Raw genomic sequence first — 22844 nt, forward strand, 5'->3', positions numbered from 1 at the left:
CTAAGGCTCGCTATCCGCAGTGGACGCGGCCGCCTCACCGCTGCCCCCGGCCGCGTGCCTGGCGAGAAACGGCGTGAGCGCGTCGGCGGGCAGGGGCCGGCTGAAATGGAATCCCTGGATGAGATCGCAGGCGCGCCTGCGCAGGAAGGCAAGCTGTTCCGCGGTCTCGACGCCTTCCGCGACGACTTCCAGGCCGAGCTTGTGTCCCAGCGAAATGCTCGCCTCGGCGATCGCCGCGATGTTGGCGTCGCGCGGGGCGTCGCGGATGAACGCCTGATCGATCTTCAGCGCGTCGAGCGGAAAGCGCTTCAGATAGGCGAGCGACGAATAGCCGGTGCCGAAATCGTCGATCGCGAGGCGTACGCCGAGCGCGTCCAGCGCGGCCAGAATGTCGCCGGTCGCCGCGACATCCTGCATCGCCGTGCTTTCGGTGATTTCGAGTTCCAGATGATGCGGCGGCATGCACTCCTCGCGCAGCACCTGTTCGACCTGCCGCAGCAGCGTGTCCTCCCTGAACTGGCGGGCCGAGACATTGACCGAGATCCTGACCGGGGCGACGCCGGATTCGCGGCACGCGCGGTACTGGGTACACGCGTTGCGCAGCACCCATTCGCCGACGGGCACGATCAAGCCCGTATCCTCGAGCAGCGGAACGAAATCGCCCGGTGCGATCACGCCATCGCGCGGATGCTTCCAGCGTAACAAGGCCTCGACGCCCGCGATGCGGTTGTCGCGCAGATCGAGCTGCGGCTGGTAGTGAAGGCGGAACTCGCCGCGATCGAGGGCGCGGCGGAGGTCGGTTTCCAAGGACAACAGCTCCTGTCCGCGCGCATTCATTTCGGGTGCGTAGAACTGGTAGCGGTTGCGGCCGCTCGCCTTGGAGCGGTACATCGCCGTGTCGGCGTTCTTCAGCAGCGTCGCCCCGTCGTCGCCGTCGTGCGGGTAGACCGAGACACCCACGCTGAACGAGGCGTACACCTCCTGCCCCGAGATGACAAGCGGCGTTTCGAAGGCCGCGCGCACCTTGTGCAGAATGGCCGGGATGTTGTCGACGTGGGACAGATCGCCGAGCACGATCGTGAATTCGTCCCCGCCGTAACGGGCCACGACGTCGGTCGGGCGCACGCAGTCGCGCAGCCGCTGCGCGGCGTGCCGCAGCATGGCGTCGCCCGCGGCGTGCCCGAGGCTTTCGTTGATGCGCTTGAAGTTGTCGATATCGAGGAACAGCACCGAAGCGAGCTTGTGGCTGCGTGCGGAATGCGCGACGACCGCCTCGATCTGATCTTCGAGCAGGATGCGGTTCGGCAGGCCGGTCAGCGCGTCGTGCGTCGCCTGCCGGCGCAGTTCCTGCTCGAAGTGTTTGCGTTCGGTGATGTCACGGGCAATGGTCGAGAAAAATTCGGGCATCTCGTTGGCGCCGCCGTGCGCCAGCACGACCTGGGACACGGGGATTTCCCTCCCATCGGCCAGCCGCGCCGCGATCTCCCCCTGCCAGGCGCCGTCGCGCCGCGCGGTGGGGAAGGCTTCCATCAGCAGGCGATGGGTCGCCCATTCGGGGTGACATTGGGCGATGTGGCGCGAACTGACGTCTTCGGTCGCCGTCAATCCGAGCACGGCACGGCCCGCGCGATTGAGATAGCGCAGCCGCCCGTCGCCCTCGATGATCGCGACGAAGTCGGTTGTCGCCTCGAGAATCTCCAGCAGCTGCCCGCGCGTCTGCTCGTCGCGAATCCGGTCGGTGACGTCGCGGCCGGTCGAGACGAAGCCCGCGATCCCGCGCCCCTCGTCGAACAGCGGGGCGATGGTTTTTTCCTCGTAGAACAGGCCGCCGTCCTTGCGCCGGTTGACCAGTGTTTCCTGGAAGATCCGGCCGGCCAGGATGGTGTCCCACAATTTATGGAAGAAGGCGTCGTCGTGGCGATCCGACTTGATGAGCGCGGGCGTCCTGCCGATGGCCTCGGCCGCGCTGTAGCCGGTGAGGCGCTCGAAGGAGGGGTTGACGTACTGGATCGTTCCCTGCCGGTCGGTGATGAAGACACTGTCGGCCGCCTGTTCGACGGCCTGCGACAACCGGCGTACGAGGTGTTCGGTCTGCCGCCGCTCGCGGCGCACCCTCGCCTCCGCGAGCTCGCGCTCGACCGCCGGCAACAGCCGGGCGAGGTTGTCCTTCATGACGTAATCCTGGGCGCCCGCGCGCATGCCGCTGACTGCGGTCTCTTCGCCGATGGTGCCGGAAACGAATATGAAAGGAATGTCCGGGTCGTGCCGCTTGACGATTTCGAGTGCCCGCGCGCCGCTGAAGTGCGGCATCGAGTAATCGGAGAACACGATGTCCCATTCGTCGGCGAGCGCTTCGCGCAGCGCCTGCTCGGTGTCGACGCGTAGCCACTCGAGCTGGAAATCGGCGCTCAGCAGCTGGTCGGCCAGCAGCAGCGCATCGTCTTCGGAGTCTTCGACGATCAGGGCGCGCAGCCCGCCCTGATCGGTGTCGGGGTTCGTCTTGCTTTTCATGCCGTCCTCAACTGCCTCGCCTCGATATACCTAGCCGACCGCAGGCGGCGCCTGGTTTAGCAGCAGCCAGTAGAGGCCGAGCTGTCCCGCCGCCCGGACGAAGTCGTCGAAGTCGACGGGCTTGCGCACATAACTGTTGGCACCCAGCGAATAGCCCTTGATGCGGTCCTCCTCCTCGTTGGACGACGTCAGGATCACGACCGGCAGCAGCCGTGTCCGCTCGTCGGAACGGATACGGCGAAGCACTTCCAGCCCGTCGATCTTGGGCAGCTTGAGGTCGAGCAGCACGACCGCGGGGAGATCGGCGACGGGGCGTCCCGCGTGGCTGCCGGTCCCGAACAGGTAGTCCAGCGCTTCGACGCCGTCGCGCGCGACCGCGAGCGTGTTGCCGATTTTGTTGGTTTCCAGGGCATGGACGGTCAGCGCTTCGTCGTCCGGGTTGTCTTCGACCAGCAATATGCTCTTGTCGCTCACGCTCCTCCCTCCGCCTCCAGTGTGAAGTAAAACCGCGCGCCCCTGCCGACTTCGCTCTCGGCCCAGATGCGGCCGCCGTGCTTGTGGACGATGCGCTGAACGGTCGCAAGTCCGATGCCGGTTCCCGGAAATTCCTTGACGTCGTGCAGCCGCTGGAAGACGCCGAACAGCTTGTCGGCGTAGGCCATGTCAAAACCTGCGCCGTTGTCGCTAACGACGTAGACGGTTTGTCCGCCACGGAGGTCCACATCGAGCGACACGCGCGCGTCGGGGCGGCCGCCGGTGAATTTCCAGGCATTGCCGAGCAGGTTGTCGAGGACGATGCGCAGCAGGCCGCGGTCGCCGTTCGCATGCAAGGCAGGCGCGATGCTGAAAGCCACCTCGTGCTCGGGCGTCTGCCGGCGCAGATCGTTGGCGACGTCTTCGGCCAGCGCGCTCATGTCGACGTCTTCCGGCTTCAACTCGGTGCGGGTGACGCGCGACAGCTTGAGCAGGTCGTCGATCAGCGTGCCCATGTGCTGGGCCGCGCGGCGTATCCGTCCGAGGCGGTCGCGCCCGGTCTCGTCGAGGCGCTCGGTGTAGTCGGTGAGCAAAATGCGGCTGAAGCCGTCGATCGCGCGCAGCGGCGCGCGCAGGTCGTGCGAGACGGAATAGCTGAACGCCTCGAGTTCGCGATTGATCGCCTCCAGTTCGGCGGTGCGACTCTCGAGCTGGCGCTCTATTTCCTTGCGCGCGGTGACATCCTCGATGATGCCGTCGTAATACGTCCTGCCGTCCGCCTCGCGCCGCAGGCGGGCGCTGATGGCACCGTGGAACGGGCGGCCCTTGAGGGTCAGCAGCTCGATTTCGGCGTTGACGACCGCGTCGAGCTGGCGTTCGTCTCCGCCGAAGAGAGGCCGGCCCTCGGCCGTCCTGAAGGTCGCGAGCGGGCGTTCGAGCAGCGCCGCGGCCGAGTCGGCCTCGAGCATGCTCACCAGCGCCGGGTTCACCTCCAGGAAGCGCCCGTCCGCACCGGCCGTCTTGCGGTATACCCCTACAGGCAGGTTGTCCATAAGTTCACGATAGCGTGTCTGCGCGTCCTTGCGCTGACGTTCGATCTGCTTGCGTGCGCTGATGTCGCGAATGATCGCGGTCACGACCATTCCCTGAGGGGTTTGCAGCGGGCTCAGGCTGATCTCGATCGGAAATTCGCTGCCATCCTTGCGCCGCCCGAACAGCTCGAGGCCGGCGCCCATCGGACGCGGATAGGGATCGGCGGCGTAGTTCGCGCGGTGGGAGACATGGCGGTCGCGCAGCGACTCGGGAACCAGGATCTCGATCGACTGGTGCAGCAACTCATCGCGCGTGTAGCCGAAATATTTCTCCGCCTGCGCATTCGCCAGCTCTATGCGGCCCTTCGGGTCGGCGATCACGATCGCATCCGGCGCGGATTCGAGCAGCGCGCGAAAACGTGCCTCGCTGGCCCGCACGTTCTCCTCGGCCATACGGCGCCGCATGCTGTAGAACGTGATCGCCCAGGCGGCGAAGGTGAACAATAGCGCGAGCACGCCGAACACCAGCCAGAGCCGCTGCTTGAGCGTGCCGCCGATGGCGTCGACCGCCGCCGCCGGCTTGTACGCCAGCAACAGCGCGCGTCGGGTGTCCGCGTCGGCAGGGGCCGCGCCCGGCGGCGACAGGGGGTCGATCCAGGCGTAGGTGTACAAGCCCTGACCGGTCACGAACTGACCTTCGGCGGCGCCGCTGCCGATCCGCTGCCACGCCTGAGGATCGCGTTCGCCGAGTCGGCTTTCGGTTTCACGCTGACCCATCGGGTCGGGGCCATCGGGCTTTTCCTGATCGGGCAGTGTGTAACCGTCGGCGCTCAGGAGCCGGATCGAGCGGGGCTGACGGTCGGACTCGCGGATGTTGCGCAGACGGTCGAGGAACAGCTCCACCAGATAGTCGAGCACAATGATGCCGCGTCTGTTGCCTTGCCGGTCGTAGACCGGGGTCGCGAGACGCAAGGTGGGTTTGAGCGGTCGCGCCGGAGTGGCCTGCCCGCCGTCGAGGTCGAGGCGCGAGACGTAGATTTCGTCCCGCTCCAGCGCGAGCATCGCATGGAAGTCGGCGCTGCCGGACGCATCCCGCAATCGCTCGCGTGCCACGCCCAGCGGACTCCCATCGTTCCAGTCGACGCGAACGGCCTCGCGGCCGCGCAGGTCGAGCAGACGCAACCGGTCGTAGACCTTCTTGCGCGTCGCAAAGGCGGAATAGCGCGCGGCGAGCCCGGCGTGCACGTCGGACTCTGCGCGGGTCATGTCGTCGAGGAGGGTGTACTGGTCCGACAGGTAGAGCAGATCGGAACGGACGTCTGCGGATTCGCTCTGGCTCGCCTGGACCGACAACTGGATCGCCTCGCGCTCCGCGGCTTTCAAGAGTGCAAGCGCGCTCTTCGCCTGCACGGCGTAAAACGCCCAGATGACGGCACCCAACACCAACAGGCCTGGCAACCAGATGGCCAGAAAGCGCCGCACGAACGCGGGCTGCCACGCAGATTCCGGTCGTTGTGAGGCGGCGTCTACGGCTTGCACGGTCGGTTCGATTTTTCTCGCCGGGGCGACTGCAAGGCGATCACGCGCGCGGGCGCTTTACCTCGCGACGAGATTCGGTGTGTCGATGCTGGGTCTTTGAGCGGGCCTTGACGGGCGGAGGAAGGGCACTTTGCTGAGCGCGGAATGGGACAGGTGCGTCGATCGCTGGCACAGGGACAGGCCTCTTGTTCGGTTGACCCCGTTAATGAAACACGACTTTATCGACCCCCGCAAGAACAAAAAGACCCGTCAAAAAACGTGGAATTCGGCCACCCCAGGCAGCCGTGCGGCGTTCCTGCATGCGGGTTCGGAAAGTCCCCCGGCGCTAATCGTCGAGCAGCGCGACCCGCGCTTCGCCACTCGTGCGGTCGATGTCGAGCTGCAGTACGCAGTACTCGGTTTGCACGTCGATCGGCGTCGGGTCGTCGGCGCAACTGCAGCCGGCGATGGTGCCGCCGTAGAAAATTCCGGCTTTGATGCAGAGCACGCCGGGCGCCTCGCGAGCGTCGATCAGCATCGCGTGGAACGGCTGGTCGGCGACGTGACTGCTGCGCGCAAGCCCCTGCTGCAGCGGCAGCTCGGCAGCGTCGAGCGCTTCGATTTCACGCTTGAAGGCTTGCTCGAACCCGGGTTTACCCCAGCTCTGCACGGTCTGCGGCAGGTGCGTCATGGCGGGACCTCCTTACTCGTTTATACGTTGCGGCGCGCCGCGTGCAAGCGGAGCGGCAGGTCGGCTCAGCAGGCCTCGGCGAGCAGCGCGTCGTAGCGCGCGAGATCGTCGGCCGAGTGGCAGCAGAATAGTATCTCGGCGATCCCGGCAAAGCGCGGCAGCGTCTCGCGTACCGTCGCGACTGCGATGCGAGCCGCCTCGTTCTTGGGATAGCCATAAACGCCTGTGCTGATCGCCGGGAACGCAATGCTCGCAAGGCCGTGGTCCGCAGCGAGTTCGATCGCGCGCCGATAGCATGACGCCAGCAGGGCGGGCTCGCCATCAAGCCCGCCGCGCCACACCGGTCCGACCGTGTGGATGACGAAGCGCGCGGGTAGCGCGTAGCCGGGGGTGAGCTTCGCGTCGCCGGTGGCGCAGCCGCCGAGAGCGCGGCACGCCTCGAGAAGTTGCGGACCGGCGGCGCGGTGGATAGCACCGTCGACGCCGCCGCCACCGAGTAGCGAAGGGTTGGCGGCATTGACGATCGCGTCGACGGCAAGCGTCGTGATGTCGGCCTGCACCGCGCGCACGAGCGCCGGCACCGCGTCAGTGCCCCGTGTGCGGCGTGCGCACGAAGGCCTGCCGCGCGAAGCCGAGTGCGTCGGCGCGCGCGAGCAGGCGCGCGAGCGTCGCGTCGTCGAGTTCGGGTGCGCGCGCCAGCACCCAGGCATAGCGCCCGGCCGGCTCGCCGACGAGGACCCAGCGGTAGTCGGGGTCGAGCGCGAGTATCCAGTAGTCGCCGTAGAACGGGCGAAAGAAGCTCACGCGCAGCTTGCTGCCCGCGCTGCCGGCGACGACGTGCGCGACGCCTTCGGCCCGCTCGAGCTTGCCGTCGCCGGTGCGGCAACTGTTGACGACCGCGATCGCGCCGTCCTCAGGCGCGTAGTGCGCGCGCACGTCCGACGCGCACATCGACTGGAAGCGGTTGGGCAGGCGCGCGATTTCGTACCAGGTCCCCGCATAGCGCTGCAGGTCGACGGCGCCGACGGTAGGAAGCGGCTGCGGCATCGGCGACGCGCAGGCGGTGAGCCAGACGAGCGCGACGAGGACGGGGTAGGCGGGCGACATCGAACCGGTCAACGCGGAGGTGGTCAGTCGAAATCGAACAGGTCGGACAGGAAACCCTCACGCCGCTTCTTGCGGTGGTGGCCGTAACGGGGATCGCCTTCGTAGGGGCGCGGCGCGTGGCCGGGGTGGGGTGCGGGCGCGGCTTCGCGCGGACTCGGCGCGGCCGACGCCGAACGGTCGATGATCTTGTCGAGTTCGCCGCGGTCGAGCCAGACGCCGCGGCACTGGGGACAGTAGTCGATTTCGATGCCTTGGCGTTCCGACATCACCAGATCGACGGTTTTGCAGACGGGGCAATGCATGAAGCTTCTCCTTGAGTTGTCAGTTTTTTTGCACCGCGACGCGTCAACGCGCGCCGAGCCAGAGGGCCACCGACGCAACGATCAGCGCGACCACGGCGGTCGCACCCAGCCACAGCATGTACCGGCGGTTCGACTCGATACGCTGGACGAGTTGCGCATTTTGGTCGGCGAGCGCCTTGATAAGTTCCGACGACGCGAGCATCTCGGCGTGGAGATCGGCCGCTGCAGTCTCGAGCTGGGTCACCCGCGAGGCGACGCCGGCGAGGGACTGCGCCTCGCGGCTGACCGCGGGCGGCTGGGCCGCAGCACCGGGGGTCGGCGGTTTGCCGGCGACGTTGTTCCAGAGCTTTTTCGCGCCCTCGGCGAGCTTGGGCGCGTTGCGGATGACCTCGGTCCAGGGAACGGTTTGCAGTACGGTAAGCCAGCCGATTGCCATGGATTTGTCTCCGGTTGGAAGCGAGTGAACAACCCGGTGGCGAGCCGTCCCGGGCGTGAATCCGGATTCTAGTATGCAGAGTGCGAGCGGCGCACAGGGAGACCGACATGTATCTGATCCAGATCCTCATTCCGATCTATGACAACGCCGGAAACCGTTTCGGGCGCGAGACCTTCGACGCACTGCGGCGCGAGTTGCTCGAGCGATTCGGCGGCCTGACCGCCTTCGTGCAGTCGCCGGCACTCGGCTTGTGGACCGACGCCGAGAGCGGAGCGACGGCGCGCGACGACATGATCCTGGTCGAAGTCATGACCGACGCGCTCGACCGCGTGTGGTGGGCGGACTATCGCTCGCGCCTCGAACAGAGCTTCCGCCAGGACGAGATCGTCGTGCGCGTGCTCGGCTGCGAGCGGATCTAGGAGCGTTCGCCCGCCCCGGAGGCTTCGCGCCGAAACGAGGGTTCCACGCCGCCCGCGCGGTGCCGCCTCGACTATCCTGAAACCTACACGCACTGTCTTCGGGGACTCCGTGCAAACACCTGACGCCAAACGACGCAGCGTGCTCGCGGCGCTTGCCATGCTGCCGCTCGCCTGCACCCTGCGCGCCGCCCCCGCTCGCGCGCTCGCGACGCGGAACGTGCCGTCGACCGGCGAGGTCCTGCCGCGCGTCGGCCTCGGCACCTGGATCACCTTCAACGTCGGCGACGACCCCGCGGCGCGCGACGCCCGCGCCGAGGTGCTGCGCAATTTCTTCGCCGCCGGCGGGCGGCTCGTCGACAGCTCGCCGATGTACGGCTCGTCGCAGGAGGTCATCGGTCACGCCTTGCGCTCGATCGGGCGGCTCCGCACGCTCTTCGCAGCCGACAAGGTGTGGTCGGCCGACGGCGACGACGGGCCGGAACAGATCGAACGCTCGCGTCGCCGCTGGGCGGTGCCGCGTTTCGACCTGCTGCAGGTCCACAACCTTCTCGCGTGGCAGGACCATCTGCCGACCCTGTTCGCGATGAAGGCCGCGGGGCAGCTGCGTTACGTCGGCATCACGACCTCGCACGGCCGGCGGCATCGCGAAATGGAAAAAATCATGACGACGCAGCCGATCGATTTCGTCCAGTTCACTTACAACCCGGTCGACCGCGAGGCCGAGGCGCGGCTCCTGCCGCTCGCGCAGGCGCGCGGAATCGCGGTCATCGCCAACCGCCCGTTCCAGCAGGGCCAACTGCTCGAACGGCTGGCGGGCAGGCGATTGCCGTCGTGGGCCGGCGAAATCGACTGCACGAGTTGGGCGCAGTTCGTGCTCAAGTTCATCATTTCGCACCCGGCCGTGACCTGCGCGATCCCGGCGACGACGCGCGTCGACCACGTGCTCGAAAACCTCGACGCGGCGGCGGGTCGATTGCCCGACCAGGCCTTGCGTGCACGCATGGCCGCAGCCGTGGCCGGGCGCTGATGTCGGAGTGGTGGACCTACGGGCTGCGCGACCTGCTGCTGTTTTCGCCGCAGGCCTATTACCGGCTGTTCGAGCTGCACAATCTCGCTTGGTGGCCGCTGCCGCTCGTCATGCTCGGACTTGGCGTACTGACGCTCGCGCTCGCATTGCACGGCGGAGCGCGCGCGGTGCGTGCCGCCGCTCTGATCCACGCGGCGTGCTGGATCTGGGTGGCCTGGGCCTTCCATGGGGAGCGTTACGCCGCGATCAATCCGGCCGCGGCCTACTTCGCTTGGGCGTTTGCGCTCCAGGGCGTGCTGCTGTTGGGTCTGCAGCGGGCCAAGCTGGCCCCCGCCGGGGCGCTGCAACGCCGCGTCGGCATCGGGCTTCTGGTATTCGCGCTCTTGGGTCTGCCGCTGGCCGGTCCGCTGTTCGGCAGAAGCTGGGCCGGCGCCGAAGTCTTCGGCATGGCGCCGGACCCGACCGCGGTCGCGACGCTCGGCGTCCTGCTACTCGTCGAGGCGCGTCGCCTCTGGGGACTCTATGTGATCCCTTTGGCCTGGTGCGGGGTCAGCGGCGCGACGTTGTGGGCGCTCGACGCGCCGGAATTCGTGGTCTTGCCGCTCGCCGGAGTGCTGGCCCTTGTGGTCGCGCGTCGTGGCGCGTAAACGCGCACCGGAGCTTGGCTCAGGCGCCGGAGCCTGACAACGCGATGTCGAAGATCGCGGCGTACGCCTCGCCAGCTTGGCTCGCGCTCTCTCCGCTCCGCGTCAAATTCAGTATCAGTTTCTCGCCGCCCGCCTGGAAAATCCCGTCGTCGGCATTGCGCGTTCGGCGCACGCCTTCGCGTCGGTAAGGCGGGCGGGAATGGATGCGGTCGGTGAGCGCGTCGTCGAAATAGAGCTGTGAGGTGAACGCCTCGCCGCGGGCTGCGCCCGGCTCGGTGCGGATCTTGAAGTGGAGGTGGACCGCCCGGCCGGGATACCAACCCGGGTAGATCGTGACGAAGCGCGCAAGGCCCTCGGCGTCGGTCATCTGGTAGCCGCGTAAAAACTGCTCGCCGCGCGTGTCGAAGCGCCCCGCGAAATCGCGCACGCCCGAATAGACGCCGCGCGCGTCGCACTGCCAGACGTCGACCACGGCGCCGGGCACCGCCGTGCAGCGGCGCCCGTCGAAGCGCAAGACGCGGAACGTCAGGTGCAGCGGTACGCCCGGCTTGGGTGCGCCGCCGACGCGCTCGGCGCGGATGTCGCTTCGCCGGAGGCGCGCCTCGACGAAATACGGGCCTTCCATCTGCTCCGGCCGTACGATGCAGCCGGGCGTTCGCGGCGCCTGGGCGGCCGTGCCGACGCCGGTCGCGAGCGAACTCAAGCCCGTGCCGATGAGGCCGAGCAGCGCGCGCCGCGTCTGGCAGCAAGGGGTGCGATCTTGCGGGGGGCGTGTCATCGTCTCAGGCTCCAGTCCGGCAAATCCCACTGTAGGCCATCCCGGCGGCGGCGACGGGTGCCGGCCGTGGCGGGCGGCCCCGTTTTGCGGGCCGGCCTCGGCGCGTTGCCGTCACGAAGCAATTGCCGCCATGCTCACTCGAGCGCCGCCCCGCGCTTTTCGAGCAGCTCCCTCAGGATCGAGCGGTGACAGCGGCTCTCGTCCTCGCAATAACACCCGATGGAAAAATCGGCAGTCCGCGAGAGCGCCGCGAGCAGGTCGAGATCGTGCTTCGCCGCCGGCGATTTCATTTCGGCGAGAAACCGTCGTCGGAACGTCCGCCAGGTCTTGTCGTCGGCGATCGGGAAGGCCTCGTGCAACAGCGCTTCGCTCGGCGCCAGGTTCGGAAACCAGACGTCGTAGAAGTTTTTCGACGCGTAGTCCGCCTTCCGCACCCCGCGCGGCGGCCGCCTGACCGCACCGACTCGCAGCCCTTCGCCGGCTGTCCGCGCACTGCCCAGGCGTACGATGCGGATAGCCATTGTCCGGCGCGGCGCCTCAGTGCTGCTCCGCGCAATTGAACATCCAGCGCACGCCGAAGCGGTCGGCGAGGCTGCCGTAATAGCCGCCCCAGAACATCTCCTGCAACGGCATCTCGACCTGGCCGCCTTCGGCGAGCGCCGCGAACAGGCGATCGGTCTCGGCCCGTGTCTCGGGCTCGAGCAGGATGTGTACGTTATTGCCCGGCGTGACGCTGAACCCGGCCGAGGACGGCGCATCGGTGCCCATCAGCACGTGGCCGCCCAGAATCGGCAGCTCGACGTGGATGACAAGATCGAGGTCGGCGTCCGGAAGCGGGGCGGTTGCCGGGTCAGGCGGCATGTCCCGCCAACGGCCGATCGGCCCGATGAAATCGGTCCCGAAAACCGATTTGTAAAACAGGAATGCGCCTTCGGTTGAGCGTGCAAAATTCAGATAGGGGCTGACGCGTGCCATGCTGTCCTCCTGCCAGAGACCGTCGATCCTGTTCTCTATAGCACCTCGCCTTGAATCCCTCTTGTCCGGGTGAAGGCCCCGATGGGTTCAGCCCCCGTGCTGGCCCTTGATTGCCCTAATTAGCGGCGTTCCCACGAGGCGACGTCGCCTGGACACACCTCGAACAGCGGATGAGGCGCCGGCGTCGTCGTTCCGTGCCACCGCTGAAACCAGGTCGGATTGCGCGCCTGCAGTTTCTTCATCAGGTGCGCCCACTCGTAGTCGAGCTGCCCGGCTGTGACGACGAGCGTGGACCGCTCGGACGGCGCGCCGATCTTGCTCTTGTCGAAAGCGTAGCCCCGCCGTCCCGCTTCGGCGTACACGGCCTCGAGATAGGCGGCAATCGCGGCCAGCGGCGCCGCATGATTCCTGAAACGCTCGAGCTGCGGATGGTTGCGGTAGCCGCGCGTGTCTCCGCGCAGCACCGCCTGGGCGAGAAGCGCTTCGCGCCAGAGCGCGACGAGGCCCTGCGGGTCGAGGTATTGCGGGTGAAGAGACCAGAGTCGCACGTGAGCCGTTCAGCCAGCGTCGGGGGGAAGCGAGCGGACGAAGCGGCCCGGATTTCCAACCGCGACCACGTCGGGCGGGATGTCGCGCGTCACCACGCTGCCGGCGCCGATGACCGCCCGGTCGCCGATGCTCACGCCCCTTGGCCCCAACTCACTAGCGCAAAAGAGGCGTCGCGAGTTTTTCGGCCCGCGGAGTGATCGGTTAGCGATGCGCTTCAACACGCCCGAGCACCTGAAGATCGATAAAGAGCAGCGGCTTTGTTGCCCCGAGCGCGTCCACTTTCACGTCCGTTACCTTTCCGGTGTACGCGACAGTTTCTCCTGATGGGATGCGCCGCCAGTCTTCCGAATAGCGAGGCGCGGCGTAATACATCACTCGCGCCGCTCTGGTCCCCGGCTCGACTTCGGCAAAGCTCTCATTGAAGTACAGCCGCTCGCCGCGGACCCGACGCACCGTTCCTGTCCACCGGACCGTTACACCTGCCAGCCTGCGCGTGAATTGCTCAAGATACGCCGAACGATCACGAGCCTCCGTAAGCTCGGCCGACGCGCAGTCCATCAGCTTCATGAACGCTGAAAAGTCATACGCCCAGTGCGGATAGGATTCGGCACACGAACCTTTTGCACCGGCTGGCATCGTAACTAGCAGAGTAAGCATCGCGATTAATCGGCGCACTCTTGCTCTCCACCGTTTGGATTCCAGGGACGGCATAAGCGCAGTTTTTGACGGTCCGCTGGAATGACGCGTTGGGCCTAGCCTCATGGGCCTACTGAGCATGACGTACGAGTTAGCGTTGAGCACAGCCTCGGTGACCGGCCACGGGCAACGACCCTAGTCCGATGCCGCGAACTCACGATTGGTTTGTCCATATGGCAATACCGATGAGCAGTGCGAGAGTGACCAGGCCACCAAAAAGGCTCACGAGCGGCTGACTTCGGTCGCCTATGCGCGCATCAAAACGGCGAAGCGTCAGCGTCAATAGATAAAACCGTCCCAGATGAAAAGCGATCACTTCGAAGAGGACGTTAAACACTGCGCCTAGCATTTGCTATTGACCTCTAACGTGAAAGCGCAGGGCGCCCCGATGGAGGGGAGCGTTAGGGGTAAGCTGCTTGTGTGCCAAACGAGTCCCCAGGACCAGCAAAACGGCATAAGCCAAGATCTCGTACGCAGAGATCAGCAAAGCCAAGACATTGCGTGATGGATCCAGCAACTCCGGGGTACGCAACAGTAAAACCGGCAAACTGATCGCTAGGGCTGCGTAAGGGGAATGCCGACGAAACACCTTTGCCAGGGGAAAACATAGCAGAGCAGACACAAGAACAGCGGCGATAAACCCCTGCAACAGGACGGCACCGACAGCCAACCGGCGATCCGGGGAAACGATGATCTCATTGAGATAGCCAAGCGCGTTTCCGTACACAAAGAAAGCCGCTTGCGGCGGGTCGGCCTTGACCGCAGAGTTAGGCACTGCTTACCCGTGCGCAGAATGTGGAATGCGCGTGCTTGGCGACGAATACCACCCCTATGCCGCCTGCTTAATGTTCAAAGGTTGTCATGACAGCGAGGCAGTGCGTGCAAACCTTGATGCTGTGCGGGCGCACGGATACGAGGATGCGGACGCCAACAAAGGAGATAGAGCATGAGCAACCTAGAGCCGAAAACGAAGCCTGATGGTGGAGAGTCCGCGTCGACTGCCGGGTTTGGCCGCACTGACCCACGTCGCTTTATGGCCGTAGCAAGCAAACCGCACGCGCAACTCGCGGGGGAAATGGCCGACGAAATCAAAGCAGTGGTTTACGCATACGAGCAGCGAATACCACTAGCCCTAGCGATTGGTGTTCTTCGCATCGTGGAAAAAGAGATTCTTGATGCGGCCTAACGTTTGAATTCACCGGCCTGCGCGGCTTTTCGCGCAGGTCCGGTGGAATGAATTGTTAGCGCTCATATGGCACCGGCTGGAGGTCTGCGCTCTTATACAGCGGATGACCTGGATAGCCGCTTTTCAGCTTGGTGAGGCAGTGGGGGTTGTGGAGGAACCCAAGAACGGCCTTGTCTCGGTTGCGGTAGCTACCTGTCGCACTCCACGCACAAATGACTATCGCTGCTTCTGCTTGAAGCCTCCGAAGCCAAGCATCATTATCGGAGCCAACGGGATCAGAAGCAGTGTACAAAGCTGACTGATCGGTAGAACGGAAGGCGAATAGGTTTCCAAGCAACAAGCCCCCATAGCCCCAGCGCTTTGCGTAATTGATACATACGCGAGAAGTGTTGTCATCCGTTTCCGCATCTGCGGTAGAGGGATTCAGGCCGATGAATAGCGCAAGCGGTTTAGTGTCATCCCATACACGCCGCAACTCGTAGCGATATTGCTGGCAGTCCGAAATTATGGCGGTCTGTATCATGATGCTCCTGTGATTTTTTAGTGCTTATTTTTCATGTTTCCCTGTAGGACTGTGAGGGCAGCCACTCCCAACTGAAGTTGACCCACACCACTGACATTTATTTGCACCGCTTCCATGACGATGTTTTTTCGTCGGGCTATGAGGACAGCCAGAGCCATAACTTGACGAATTGCAATATTCGCATTTTTTCTCGTCTCCTGCATGTTCGTGTTTCTTGCTCGGGCTGTGTGGACAGCCGCTTCCAAAGCTTGAAGAGTTGCAATACTTACACTTGCTCATGAGGCTTCTCCTTTGAGAGGGCTAACGTGGAATTGAGGGGCTGCGCGCTTTTGCGCAGTCCCGCTCGAATGTAGGGTTAGAAGCCGTTAATTCAGAGCGCATAAGTAACCTTGCTCCCTTCCACGGTGACCTTGCCCGTTGATTGCAACTGCTGAACCAATGCGGCGAGATCAGCCTCAGAAATGCCCTTTGGAAAGAGGGATGAGACAGAACTCGTGAGGGTTTTGAGTGTGCGGGGTTTGGAGTTGCCGCGCTGCTTCAGATTGGCAATAACCAGCGCGAGCTTGTCATCCTTTGGCTTTGCGATGGCTGGTGCTTTTGGCTTTGCGGCTGCTTTGGCAGAGCCAGCTCCGTTGGGGCATTTGAACTGCCCTTTCTGATTTAGCACGACCTGAAATTTTTCTTTGAGCGACATACTGCCGAGCAGCGCATTAACCGCCTTGCAGCAAGCGACGCAGTTTTCATCGCTGTTGCCTCCGCCATTGGCGCTGGCAAGTAAATGCTCAACACTTGCCTCTGCCTTGGGCAAAGGTTGTTTGCAAAAAAAGCATACGCCTCCTTGGACAAACATCAGACGGTCTAGTGGTTTGGTGGGCATAGGCTTCTAACGACAAAGTTTAGGGGCTGGCCGCTTGCGGACAGTCCCGCTAGAACGCCGTGTTAGGCACGGCGGAAAGGTGAGAAATGGGAACGAACAAAGCAAAAGACCGCAAGAAACTCGAACAACTGCCGCATGGAAAAGAATGCACTGTTTTTTGGTTTGAGGAGGGCGGCGGTTTGGTTTATCGGGTTTGGGATATGTACGTTCTTTTTGAGGTTCCGCAATATGGTGGAGAACCGAGATATGAAGGCACATTCCACGAGAAGCAAATAGATGAACTGCTGGACTTGGCATATAGCTGGACTTGAGTGCCTAACGTTTGAATTCAGGGGCGGGCGGCTTTTCGCCCGTCACCTGGAATGACTTGTTGGGCACTGGCCAAGGAGAGAACGATGCTACACGACACGATAGCGAAGCAGATACCGCAACTGGCACGCGGGCAGGTGTGGTGCCGCAAATGCGGGAGCACGCAGCGCACCGATAGCGCGGGGGCGATGCGCTATGGGTGGCCGAAGTGTTGCGGCTACACGATGACGATTGACAGCCCGGAAGAACAGAAGCGGTTGGCAGAGAAGGTGCCCAACGTTTGCGGTGAGCCGGGCCTTACGGAACCCGGCAAGGATTGAAGGCGCTGGCGGGCCTCGGCTCGACCGGATTGTTGGGCGCGGAATATTTTTTGGAATAATTTGGAGCGAAAAATGGTGCAGGCAGCCGAAGACCAGCGCGGGCGCTACCTTGGAGGGCTGTACATAGCCCGCAGGAAGTGCGGAAAGGTGAGCGCGATGTGCTGGGATGACCCCGGCAGCGAGAAGGACACGGCGAAGCATGTGGCGGGCTACATCAAGCGCGGCGATCAGGTGGAGCGTGTGGAGCGATACGAGAACGACCCGCAGCCCGAGTGGATTTGCAGGAGCGGCTGCACTGACTGCACGGCGCCCAACGGTTGAGATAACCGGCGCGCTTCGGCGCGTCCCAGCGGAACGAAGTGGAGCGAACTTGACCGTAGGGTTAGAACTGCAATGCCGATAAGACCAGAGAACCGCAAACGCTACCCGGCAGACTGGAAACTGCGCAGCCGGTTTGTGCGCTTCTACCGCGCAAAGAACCGCTGCGAGTGGTGCGGAGCCGAGAATGGGAAGCCGCACCCGGTAACGGGCGGGAAAGTAGTTTTGACGACGGCGCATGTATTCGACCACCGGCCAGAAGCGGCGAGCCTGTTGAACCTCGCTGCGCTGTGCCAGCGGTGCCATAACGGCCACGACGCCAAGATGCGGCGAGAGGGACGGAAGCAAAGAGCGGAACTGGCGAGCGGGCAACATGCCTTGCAGTTCTAACGTAGAGCTAACCGGCGGCGCTTTAGCGCCGTCCAGCGACCGAAGGGAGCGAGGTTGAGCGCCATGTTAGACCGTGAATATATGTTGGCTACGACAAGGCAGAGACAAGCAAAATATGCCGCGCTGTTTAAGGGGCAAGCCTGGGCAGAAAACGAATTAAGCGACGGTGGATGGCTATGCCTCATAGGTGTGCCGTGGCTACTTTACGAAATGGAAAACAATAGAAAGAGCAACGGCGAAAACAGAAATGCCGATTGCCAGCCAAGACCGGATTGCATTGGGCCGCTGGAGCCTGCGTTCCAACTCATGTTGCCCGAGCAGACGATGGCCGATACCACGTTGGTCGTTCCAACCGGCAATCCACTCGCAAAGTTCCTCGTCAGTTTTTTGGCGAAGATCGTAGGGGTCTCGTTCGTTGCTCATGTGGGGGCGAGGTCTAACGTAAAAGTGAGCGAGGGCGAGAATGGAAAATAGCAAAGCAAAAGGGGCCGCTGCCGAGCCTCTGCTCGACTGTAGGGTTAGAGGGGTGAAACGCAGGCACGGGTTTGTTTTGGTGACACCACAGCGCGAGATTGTGGCAGAAACATTCCGGCCCACCAGGGAGGCCGCAAAGGGCTGGCTAATTATGCTGGAGGTGGACGGCAGGTATGAGCGTTGGGACTGGTTCTATCGGCGCGGGTGGCGATGCCGTCCAGCCGAACTACTGGTAGATACCAAGCCCGCTAACGTAGAGCTAACCGGCGGCGCTTTAGCGCCGTCCAGCGACCGAAGGGAGCGGGGTTGAGCGCCGGGTTAGAGAGCACTTTGTCTGCGCTCATTTCATTTCCTTGATAGCGGCAGTCGCATTCGTGGCCAATTCTTTGCATAGGCGACTTGCGCCCACAGGGCACTTTTCCATCGCGTTTTTGAGGGCTTGGTTGAGTTCATCCGGGTCAGTGGTTGCGTCGATGTGCCGAAGAACAAAGGCACGAAATGCCGGGTCGCGATCTGTTATGTTTTTCAGTTCTCGACCGTCATCCCAGCGCTTCGCAAGCGCGCGAACGATAACATCGGAGTATCCCTCAGCAAACATTCCATCATCAGGGCAGCCCGGGAAATTGCGTTTGAAAACAGCGTAAATTGTTTTCCAGTCCTTCATTGTCGAAAGTTGGCTGACAAATTCTTGATCGGTAATTTTGCAGCCAGTGGGACTTTCGTGTGCAATTGCGGGGCTCGCCGCACATATAGCGATGATTGTGAATGTTGCCAAGAGATAGCGCCATGCAACCATTGGAAGTGTTCTCTAACGCTACAGGTAAGCAGCCGGCCACAACGGACGCAACGAGGGACGAGAACAATGGATGACCAGCAGAACATGAACGAAGCCGCTGATGGCCGGTCTGCCTTGACCGCAGAGTTGGGCTTGAAGCCTCGCCCGTTTTGCGGAGGCACGCCGGAGATGCTTCGCAAGGGAAACGACTTCACCAAGAAGCGCAGCATAACGATCAAGTGCCGTGGGTGCAGGGCAGAGCGAACAGACTCAGCATTGCGGAACGGCATGGCTTGGCTTGAAGGCGTGGCCGTAGAGAACTGGAACCAGCGGCCCAACGTTATTTAGACGGCCCAGACTTTAGACCGCCGCGCCGCCTAAATCAACCAGCCGGGCTTATTTCGCGCCGCTCAGTGACATCCACGCTTGAGCCCGCTTTTAGACACGCCTAAAATTCAGCGGATGGAAGCTAAGGCTGTTTCTCAAGATTCGCCTAAATTGCTCGACCGGGTTCGGGCCGAGATCCGCGTGCGCCACTACAGCCTGCGCACCGAGCAGTCCTACGTCGACTGGGCGCGGCGCTACATCCTCTTTCACCAGAAGCGGCACCCGGCGGAGATGGGCGCGGCAGAGGTGCGCGAATTTCTTTCCCATCTGGCGGTCGAGCGGAATGTTTCGGCTTCGACGCAGAATCAGGCCAAGTCGGCGCTGCTTTTCCTCTATCGCGAGGTGTTGAAGATCGAATTGCCGTGGCTCGACGAGGTTGTCGTCGCGAAGTCGGCGAAGCGCCTGCCCGTGGTGCTGACGCAGGTCGAGGTGCGCGCGTTGCTGAACGCGATGTCGGGGACGATGGGCCTGGTGGCGAGCCTGCTCTACGGCACTGGGATGCGGCTGCTCGAGGGGTTACGCCTGCGCGTCAAGGACGTGGAGTTCTCGCGGCGCGAGATCATCGTGCGCGAGGGCAAAGGCAACAAGGATCGGGTGACGGTGCTGCCGGAAAACCTGATCCTGCCGCTCAAGGCGCATCTCGAGAAGGTGCGGACGCTGCACGAGCGCGATCTCGAAGCGGGCTACGGCGCGGTCTATCTTCCCGATGCGCTGGCGGCCAAGTATCCGAATGCGGCCCGCGCCTGGGGCTGGCAGTACGTCTTTCCGTCGCCGGTGCGTGCGGTCGATCCGCGCTCGGGTGTCGAGCGCCGGCACCACGTCTACGAAACGAGCGTGCAGCGCGCGGTGCGCGAAGCGGCGAGGGCGGCCGGCCTGCACAAGCCGGTGACGCCGCACGTTTTGCGCCATTCGTTCGCGACGCATCTGTTGCAGGCCGGTTACGATATCCGCACGGTGCAGGAACTGCTCGGCCACAAGGACGTTTCGACGACGATGATTTACACCCACGTATTGAACAAGGGCGGGCGCGGCGTGACGAGCCCGCTCGACATGTGATGGGCGACGAGGATTACATGCGCGCGGCGCTCGAACTCGCGGCCGAGGGCGCAGCGGCAGGCGAGGTGCCGGTCGGCGCGCTTGTCGTGTGCGGCGGCGAGATCGTCGGACGCGGCTACAACCGGCCGATTTCGAGCTTCGATCCGACGGCGCACGCCGAGGTGATGGCGCTGCGCGACGCCGCAGCGCGGCTGGGCAACTATCGACTAGTCGGCTGCACGCTCTACGTCACGATGGAACCCTGCGTCATGTGCGCCGGCGCGATCCTGCATGCGCGCATCGCGCGCGTCGTCTACGGCGCGCGCGAATACAAGACCGGCGCGCACGGCAGCATCGTCGACGTCTTCGCCGAGCCGCGGCTCAACTTCCATTGCGAGGTCGAGGGCGGGGTGCTGGCCGACGAATGCGCGGCGACGATCTCGGGTTTTTTCGAGGCGCGGCGATTGGAGAAGAAAAAGGAGACGACGCAGTGAACGAACGTGTGATCGACGTCGACATCGCCCGGCAGCGACTCTATCTGTGGGAGCGCTTCCCCGATGGCGACATGCTGATCCGCGAGTATCCGGTGTCGACGGCGGCCAACGGCGCGGGCGAGCAAAGCGGCAGCTATTGCACGCCGCGCGGGCGACACCGTGTCGCGCAGAAGATCGGCGCCGGCGCGCCGCTCTACGCCGCGTTCAAGGCTCGCCAGGCGACGGGGGAGATATGGACGCCCGGGCTGGACGCCCAGAATCCGGGGCGCGACTGGATCCTCACGCGCATCCTCTGGCTCGAAGGCCTCGAACCGGGCCGCAATCAGGGCGGCACGGTCGACAGCCACGACCGCTATATCTACATCCACGGCACGAACGAGGAGCACCGCATCGGCACACCGGCCTCGCACGGCTGCGTCCGCATGAAGAACGCCGACGTCGCCGAGCTTTTCGAGCTCGTCGAAGTCGGGACCGAGGTGCGGATTTCGTAGCTGCGGACGGGCGGGTCGCCAGCCCGGCGCAGGCTTACAAGGCCATTGGCTTGTTGTCGTTGAGGTTGAGCCAGCCCTTGGCGATGCGGTAGATGAACCAGACGTAGGCGACGCCGAGGACGACCCAGCCGATTAGGATGAAAACCGTGATCGAGCCGAGCACGAACCAGACGACGCTCCACCAGAAAGTGCGGATCTGCCAGGTGAAGTGGCTCTCGAGCCAGGTGCCGCGGGCGTCGTCCTTCTTGATGTAGTTCAACACGATCGCGACGATCGCGGTCACGCCGACGACCAGCGACAGCGCGTAGAGCGCGTAGGTCACCGTCGTCAGGGACTTCAGGCTCGCGAGCTTCGCGTCGTCGGCGACGCCGTTGTCGGGGCTCGTGTTCATCGACGCGCCTTCTCGTAGATCGGCATCATCTGTGGCACGAGTGCGTTGAGCGCCTGGATGCGATTGCCCGGCGCGGGGTGGGTGCTGAGGAATTGCGGCGGGCCGTTGCCGCTCGCCTGACTCATTTTCTCCCACAGGCGCACGGCGGCGCGCGGGTCGAAGCCGGCGCGCGCGGCGAGCTCGAGGCCATAGCGGTCGGCTTCGGTTTCGCCCTCGCGGCTGTTCGGCAGCGTGATTGCGACGTCGGCGACGGGCGCGAGAATGCTCAGGTCGCGCCCCGAGACGATCGAGCCAAGCGCCATGCCGCCCTGCATCGCAATTGCGCGCGACATGCGCTCGCGGCCGTGGCCGAGCAGGGCGTGGGTGATCTCGTGGCCCATGATCTGGGCGATTTCGTCGTCGGTCAGGTTGAGTTTGCGCACGATGCCGGTATAGATCGCCATCTTGCCGCCCGGCATGCACCAGGCGTTGAGCGTCGGCTCGTCGATGACCGCGACCGACCATTTCCAGTCGCGGCTCGGTGGGTACATGGCCTCGGCCTGGGTCACCAGACGGTCGGTGATGCGCTTGACGCGGGCGTTCAGCGCGGTGTCGGTGCTGAGCTTGCCCTGCTTCTGCGCCGCGCTGATCGTCTGCACGTAGGCCTGCGCCGACGAGGCCTGGGCCTGTTCTTCGGACACCAGCACGAGCTGCTTGCGGCCCGACACGGGGTTCGCCTCGCAGCCGAGGAGGCTGGCGGCGAGCAGCGCGGTCACGACGAGTTTGCGGTTCATGGTCGCTCCTTGAGGAAGATCAGGGGTGCAGCTTCGTCGCGGCTGATGCCCCGGGCGAACGCCGGGCAGGCGCCGCGTTCATTCAGACTCAGATTCCGCGCAGCAGTTCGTTGATGCCGACCTTGGACAGCGTCTTGGCGTCGACCTTCTTCACGATCACCGCACAATACAGACTATAGCTGCCGTCCTTGGAAGGGAGGTTGCCGGAGACGACGACCGAGCCGGCCGGCACGCGGCCGTAGTGGATTTCGCCGGTCTCGCGGTCGTAGATCTTGGTCGATTGGCCGATGTAGACGCCCATCGAGATCACGCAGTTGTCCTCGACGATCACGCCCTCGACGACTTCGGAACGCGCGCCGATGAAGCAGTTGTCGCCGATGATCGTCGGGTTGGCCTGCACCGGCTCGAGCACGCCGCCGATGCCAACACCGCCCGAGAGGTGGACGTTCTTGCCGATCTGCGCGCAGGAACCAACCGTCGCCCAGGTGTCGACCATCGTGCCTTCGTCGACGTAGGCGCCGATGTTGACGTAGGAAGGCATCAGCACGACGTTCTTGCCGATGTAGGAGCCCTTGCGCGCGGCCGCAGGCGGCACGACGCGGAAGCCGCCTTCGCGGAAGTCCTTCGAGTTGAAGTCGGCGAACTTCGACGGCACCTTGTCGTAATAATTGGTGTAGCCGCCCTTGATGAAGGCGTTGTCCTCGAGGCGGAACGACAGCAGCACGGCCTTCTTGACCCACTGGTTCGTCGTCCAGTTCTGGCCGTCCGTCCGCTCGGCGACGCGCAGCTGTCCCATGTCGAGCAGGTCGATGACGGCCATGACGGCGTCCTTGACCTGCGGGGTCGCGTTGCGCGGCGTGATGTCGGCGCGGCGTTCGAAGGCTTCTTCGATGATGGGCTGGAGTTCTTGCATGATCTGTGCGGTCCGTTTCAAGAAAGT

The 22844-nt window shown here is 64.0% G+C and carries 33 protein-coding genes; 12 read left to right on the forward strand and 21 right to left on the reverse strand.

All coding sequences use genetic code 11. The features are described 5' to 3' along the window. From TBD_RS05995 to TBD_RS06030, 8 genes are all read right to left on the reverse strand, one after another. Entirely contained in the window at positions 1-2511 is a 2511-nt protein-coding gene (locus tag TBD_RS05995) for an EAL domain-containing protein (protein WP_011311703.1), read from the reverse strand. Between the two features lie 30 nt (positions 2512-2541). Continuing rightward, a complete protein-coding gene (locus TBD_RS06000) occupies positions 2542-2985 on the reverse strand; it encodes a response regulator (protein WP_011311704.1) in 444 nt (147 codons plus the stop codon). After that, positions 2982-5555: a sensor histidine kinase gene (locus TBD_RS06005; RefSeq protein WP_011311705.1), complete on the reverse strand. Its 2574-nt coding sequence runs from the start codon at positions 5553-5555 to the stop codon at positions 2982-2984. Before TBD_RS06005 ends, TBD_RS06000 begins: the two co-directional genes overlap by 4 nt. Before the next feature lie 325 nt (positions 5556-5880). Then, entirely contained in the window at positions 5881-6225 is a 345-nt protein-coding gene (locus tag TBD_RS06010; RefSeq protein WP_011311706.1) for a hypothetical protein, read from the reverse strand. A gap of 65 nt (positions 6226-6290) precedes the next feature. Next, a complete protein-coding gene (locus TBD_RS06015) occupies positions 6291-6806 on the reverse strand; it encodes an O-acetyl-ADP-ribose deacetylase (RefSeq protein ID WP_011311707.1) in 516 nt (171 codons plus the stop codon). Positions 6807-6810: 4 nt separating this feature from the next. Then, on the reverse strand, positions 6811-7332 hold the full coding sequence (locus tag TBD_RS06020; RefSeq protein WP_011311708.1) for a lipocalin family protein: 522 nt from the start codon (positions 7330-7332) through the stop codon (positions 6811-6813). 23 nt (positions 7333-7355) lie between these two features. Beyond that, a complete protein-coding gene (locus tag TBD_RS06025; protein WP_011311709.1) occupies positions 7356-7634 on the reverse strand; it encodes a zf-TFIIB domain-containing protein in 279 nt (92 codons plus the stop codon). A 43-nt stretch (positions 7635-7677) separates the two neighbouring features. Continuing rightward, positions 7678-8070, reverse strand: coding sequence for a hypothetical protein (locus TBD_RS06030; RefSeq protein ID WP_011311710.1), 393 nt, complete (start codon positions 8068-8070; stop codon positions 7678-7680). Positions 8071-8177: 107 nt separating this feature from the next. On the opposite strand from TBD_RS06030, the gene TBD_RS06035 reads away from it, so the two are divergent. The 3 genes from TBD_RS06035 to TBD_RS06045 all read left to right on the forward strand — a co-directional run bounded on the left by TBD_RS06035 (position 8178) and on the right by TBD_RS06045 (position 10163). After that, positions 8178-8489, forward strand: coding sequence for a hypothetical protein (locus TBD_RS06035; protein WP_011311711.1), 312 nt, complete (start codon positions 8178-8180; stop codon positions 8487-8489). A gap of 109 nt (positions 8490-8598) precedes the next feature. Then, on the forward strand, positions 8599-9516 hold the full coding sequence (locus tag TBD_RS06040) for an aldo/keto reductase (RefSeq protein WP_011311712.1): 918 nt from the start codon (positions 8599-8601) through the stop codon (positions 9514-9516). Continuing rightward, entirely contained in the window at positions 9516-10163 is a 648-nt protein-coding gene (locus TBD_RS06045; RefSeq protein ID WP_011311713.1) for a DUF6064 family protein, read from the forward strand. The genes TBD_RS06040 and TBD_RS06045 overlap by 1 nt, the downstream gene beginning before the upstream one ends. Positions 10164-10182: 19 nt before the next feature. On the opposite strand, the gene TBD_RS06050 is transcribed toward TBD_RS06045, so the two are convergent. The 7 genes from TBD_RS06050 to TBD_RS14765 all read right to left on the reverse strand — a co-directional run bounded on the left by TBD_RS06050 (position 10183) and on the right by TBD_RS14765 (position 13498). After that, positions 10183-10941, reverse strand: a complete 759-nt coding sequence (locus tag TBD_RS06050; protein WP_011311714.1) for an intradiol ring-cleavage dioxygenase — start codon at positions 10939-10941, stop codon at positions 10183-10185. Between the two features lie 134 nt (positions 10942-11075). After that, positions 11076-11462: a DUF488 domain-containing protein gene (locus tag TBD_RS06055; protein WP_011311715.1), complete on the reverse strand. Its 387-nt coding sequence runs from the start codon at positions 11460-11462 to the stop codon at positions 11076-11078. Between the two features lie 16 nt (positions 11463-11478). After that, positions 11479-11916, reverse strand: coding sequence for a VOC family protein (locus TBD_RS06060; protein WP_011311716.1), 438 nt, complete (start codon positions 11914-11916; stop codon positions 11479-11481). A 119-nt stretch (positions 11917-12035) separates the two neighbouring features. Next, on the reverse strand, positions 12036-12464 hold the full coding sequence (locus tag TBD_RS06065) for a pyrimidine dimer DNA glycosylase/endonuclease V (RefSeq protein WP_011311717.1): 429 nt from the start codon (positions 12462-12464) through the stop codon (positions 12036-12038). Positions 12465-12473: 9 nt separating this feature from the next. Then, positions 12474-12599 (reverse strand): hypothetical protein, encoded by a 126-nt coding sequence (locus TBD_RS14515; protein WP_274378369.1) that lies wholly within the window; start codon positions 12597-12599, stop codon positions 12474-12476. A 67-nt stretch (positions 12600-12666) separates the two neighbouring features. After that, positions 12667-13032 (reverse strand): hypothetical protein, encoded by a 366-nt coding sequence (locus TBD_RS06070; RefSeq protein ID WP_148203013.1) that lies wholly within the window; start codon positions 13030-13032, stop codon positions 12667-12669. Positions 13033-13315: 283 nt separating this feature from the next. Then, positions 13316-13498, reverse strand: coding sequence for a hypothetical protein (locus TBD_RS14765; protein ID WP_148203014.1), 183 nt, complete (start codon positions 13496-13498; stop codon positions 13316-13318). Positions 13499-14107: 609 nt separating this feature from the next. Here TBD_RS14765 and TBD_RS06075 point away from each other — a divergent pair. Beyond that, a complete protein-coding gene (locus TBD_RS06075; RefSeq protein ID WP_011311721.1) occupies positions 14108-14347 on the forward strand; it encodes a hypothetical protein in 240 nt (79 codons plus the stop codon). A gap of 55 nt (positions 14348-14402) precedes the next feature. Here TBD_RS06075 and TBD_RS14520 read toward each other — a convergent pair whose 3' ends face one another. Beyond that, on the reverse strand, positions 14403-14870 hold the full coding sequence (locus TBD_RS14520; RefSeq protein ID WP_011311722.1) for a DUF1643 domain-containing protein: 468 nt from the start codon (positions 14868-14870) through the stop codon (positions 14403-14405). Between the two features lie 370 nt (positions 14871-15240). After that, on the reverse strand, positions 15241-15747 hold the full coding sequence (locus tag TBD_RS14525; protein ID WP_011311723.1) for an HNH endonuclease: 507 nt from the start codon (positions 15745-15747) through the stop codon (positions 15241-15243). Between the two features lie 86 nt (positions 15748-15833). Here TBD_RS14525 and TBD_RS14775 point away from each other — a divergent pair, with 86 nt between their 5' ends. The 4 genes from TBD_RS14775 to TBD_RS14780 all read left to right on the forward strand — a co-directional run bounded on the left by TBD_RS14775 (position 15834) and on the right by TBD_RS14780 (position 17558). After that, entirely contained in the window at positions 15834-16058 is a 225-nt protein-coding gene (locus TBD_RS14775; RefSeq protein WP_148203016.1) for a hypothetical protein, read from the forward strand. Between the two features lie 84 nt (positions 16059-16142). Continuing rightward, the gene (locus tag TBD_RS06085) at positions 16143-16376 is read left to right on the forward strand and encodes a hypothetical protein (protein WP_041432427.1); all 234 of its coding nucleotides are present in this window, start codon (positions 16143-16145) and stop codon (positions 16374-16376) included. Between the two features lie 72 nt (positions 16377-16448). Beyond that, positions 16449-16697 (forward strand): hypothetical protein, encoded by a 249-nt coding sequence (locus tag TBD_RS06090; protein WP_041432429.1) that lies wholly within the window; start codon positions 16449-16451, stop codon positions 16695-16697. Positions 16698-17147: 450 nt separating this feature from the next. Next, on the forward strand, positions 17148-17558 hold the full coding sequence (locus TBD_RS14780; RefSeq protein ID WP_148203017.1) for a hypothetical protein: 411 nt from the start codon (positions 17148-17150) through the stop codon (positions 17556-17558). A gap of 340 nt (positions 17559-17898) precedes the next feature. Here the strand turns inward: TBD_RS14780 and TBD_RS14785 are convergent, their stop codons facing one another. Beyond that, positions 17899-18354, reverse strand: coding sequence for a hypothetical protein (locus tag TBD_RS14785; protein ID WP_148203018.1), 456 nt, complete (start codon positions 18352-18354; stop codon positions 17899-17901). Positions 18355-18438: 84 nt separating this feature from the next. On the opposite strand from TBD_RS14785, the gene TBD_RS15290 reads away from it, so the two are divergent. From TBD_RS15290 to TBD_RS06110, 4 genes are all read left to right on the forward strand, one after another. Then, the gene (locus TBD_RS15290; protein WP_425314940.1) at positions 18439-18681 is read left to right on the forward strand and encodes a Lar family restriction alleviation protein; all 243 of its coding nucleotides are present in this window, start codon (positions 18439-18441) and stop codon (positions 18679-18681) included. 114 nt (positions 18682-18795) lie between these two features. Next, positions 18796-19776, forward strand: a complete 981-nt coding sequence (locus TBD_RS06100; protein ID WP_011311727.1) for an integron integrase — start codon at positions 18796-18798, stop codon at positions 19774-19776. Next, complete coding sequence (gene tadA / locus TBD_RS06105; RefSeq protein WP_041432433.1) at positions 19776-20249, forward strand: tRNA adenosine(34) deaminase TadA; 474 nt, start codon at positions 19776-19778, stop codon at positions 20247-20249. The genes TBD_RS06100 and tadA overlap by 1 nt, the downstream gene beginning before the upstream one ends. Next, on the forward strand, positions 20246-20740 hold the full coding sequence (locus TBD_RS06110) for a L,D-transpeptidase (RefSeq protein WP_011311729.1): 495 nt from the start codon (positions 20246-20248) through the stop codon (positions 20738-20740). The genes tadA and TBD_RS06110 overlap by 4 nt, the downstream gene beginning before the upstream one ends. 34 nt (positions 20741-20774) lie before the next feature. Here TBD_RS06110 and TBD_RS06115 read toward each other — a convergent pair whose 3' ends face one another. The 3 genes from TBD_RS06115 to dapD form a co-directional block, all read right to left on the reverse strand. Further along, positions 20775-21131: a DUF4870 family protein gene (locus TBD_RS06115; RefSeq protein WP_011311730.1), complete on the reverse strand. Its 357-nt coding sequence runs from the start codon at positions 21129-21131 to the stop codon at positions 20775-20777. Further along, positions 21128-21904 (reverse strand): M48 family metallopeptidase, encoded by a 777-nt coding sequence (locus tag TBD_RS06120; protein ID WP_011311731.1) that lies wholly within the window; start codon positions 21902-21904, stop codon positions 21128-21130. The genes TBD_RS06115 and TBD_RS06120 overlap by 4 nt, the downstream gene beginning before the upstream one ends. An 88-nt stretch (positions 21905-21992) precedes the next feature. Beyond that, positions 21993-22817: a 2,3,4,5-tetrahydropyridine-2,6-dicarboxylate N-succinyltransferase gene (gene dapD, locus TBD_RS06125; RefSeq protein ID WP_011311732.1), complete on the reverse strand. Its 825-nt coding sequence runs from the start codon at positions 22815-22817 to the stop codon at positions 21993-21995. Positions 22818-22844: the final 27 nt, after the last annotated feature.

The organism is Thiobacillus denitrificans ATCC 25259 (genome assembly GCF_000012745.1).
GTDB lineage: Bacteria > Pseudomonadota > Gammaproteobacteria > Burkholderiales > Thiobacillaceae > Thiobacillus > Thiobacillus denitrificans_B.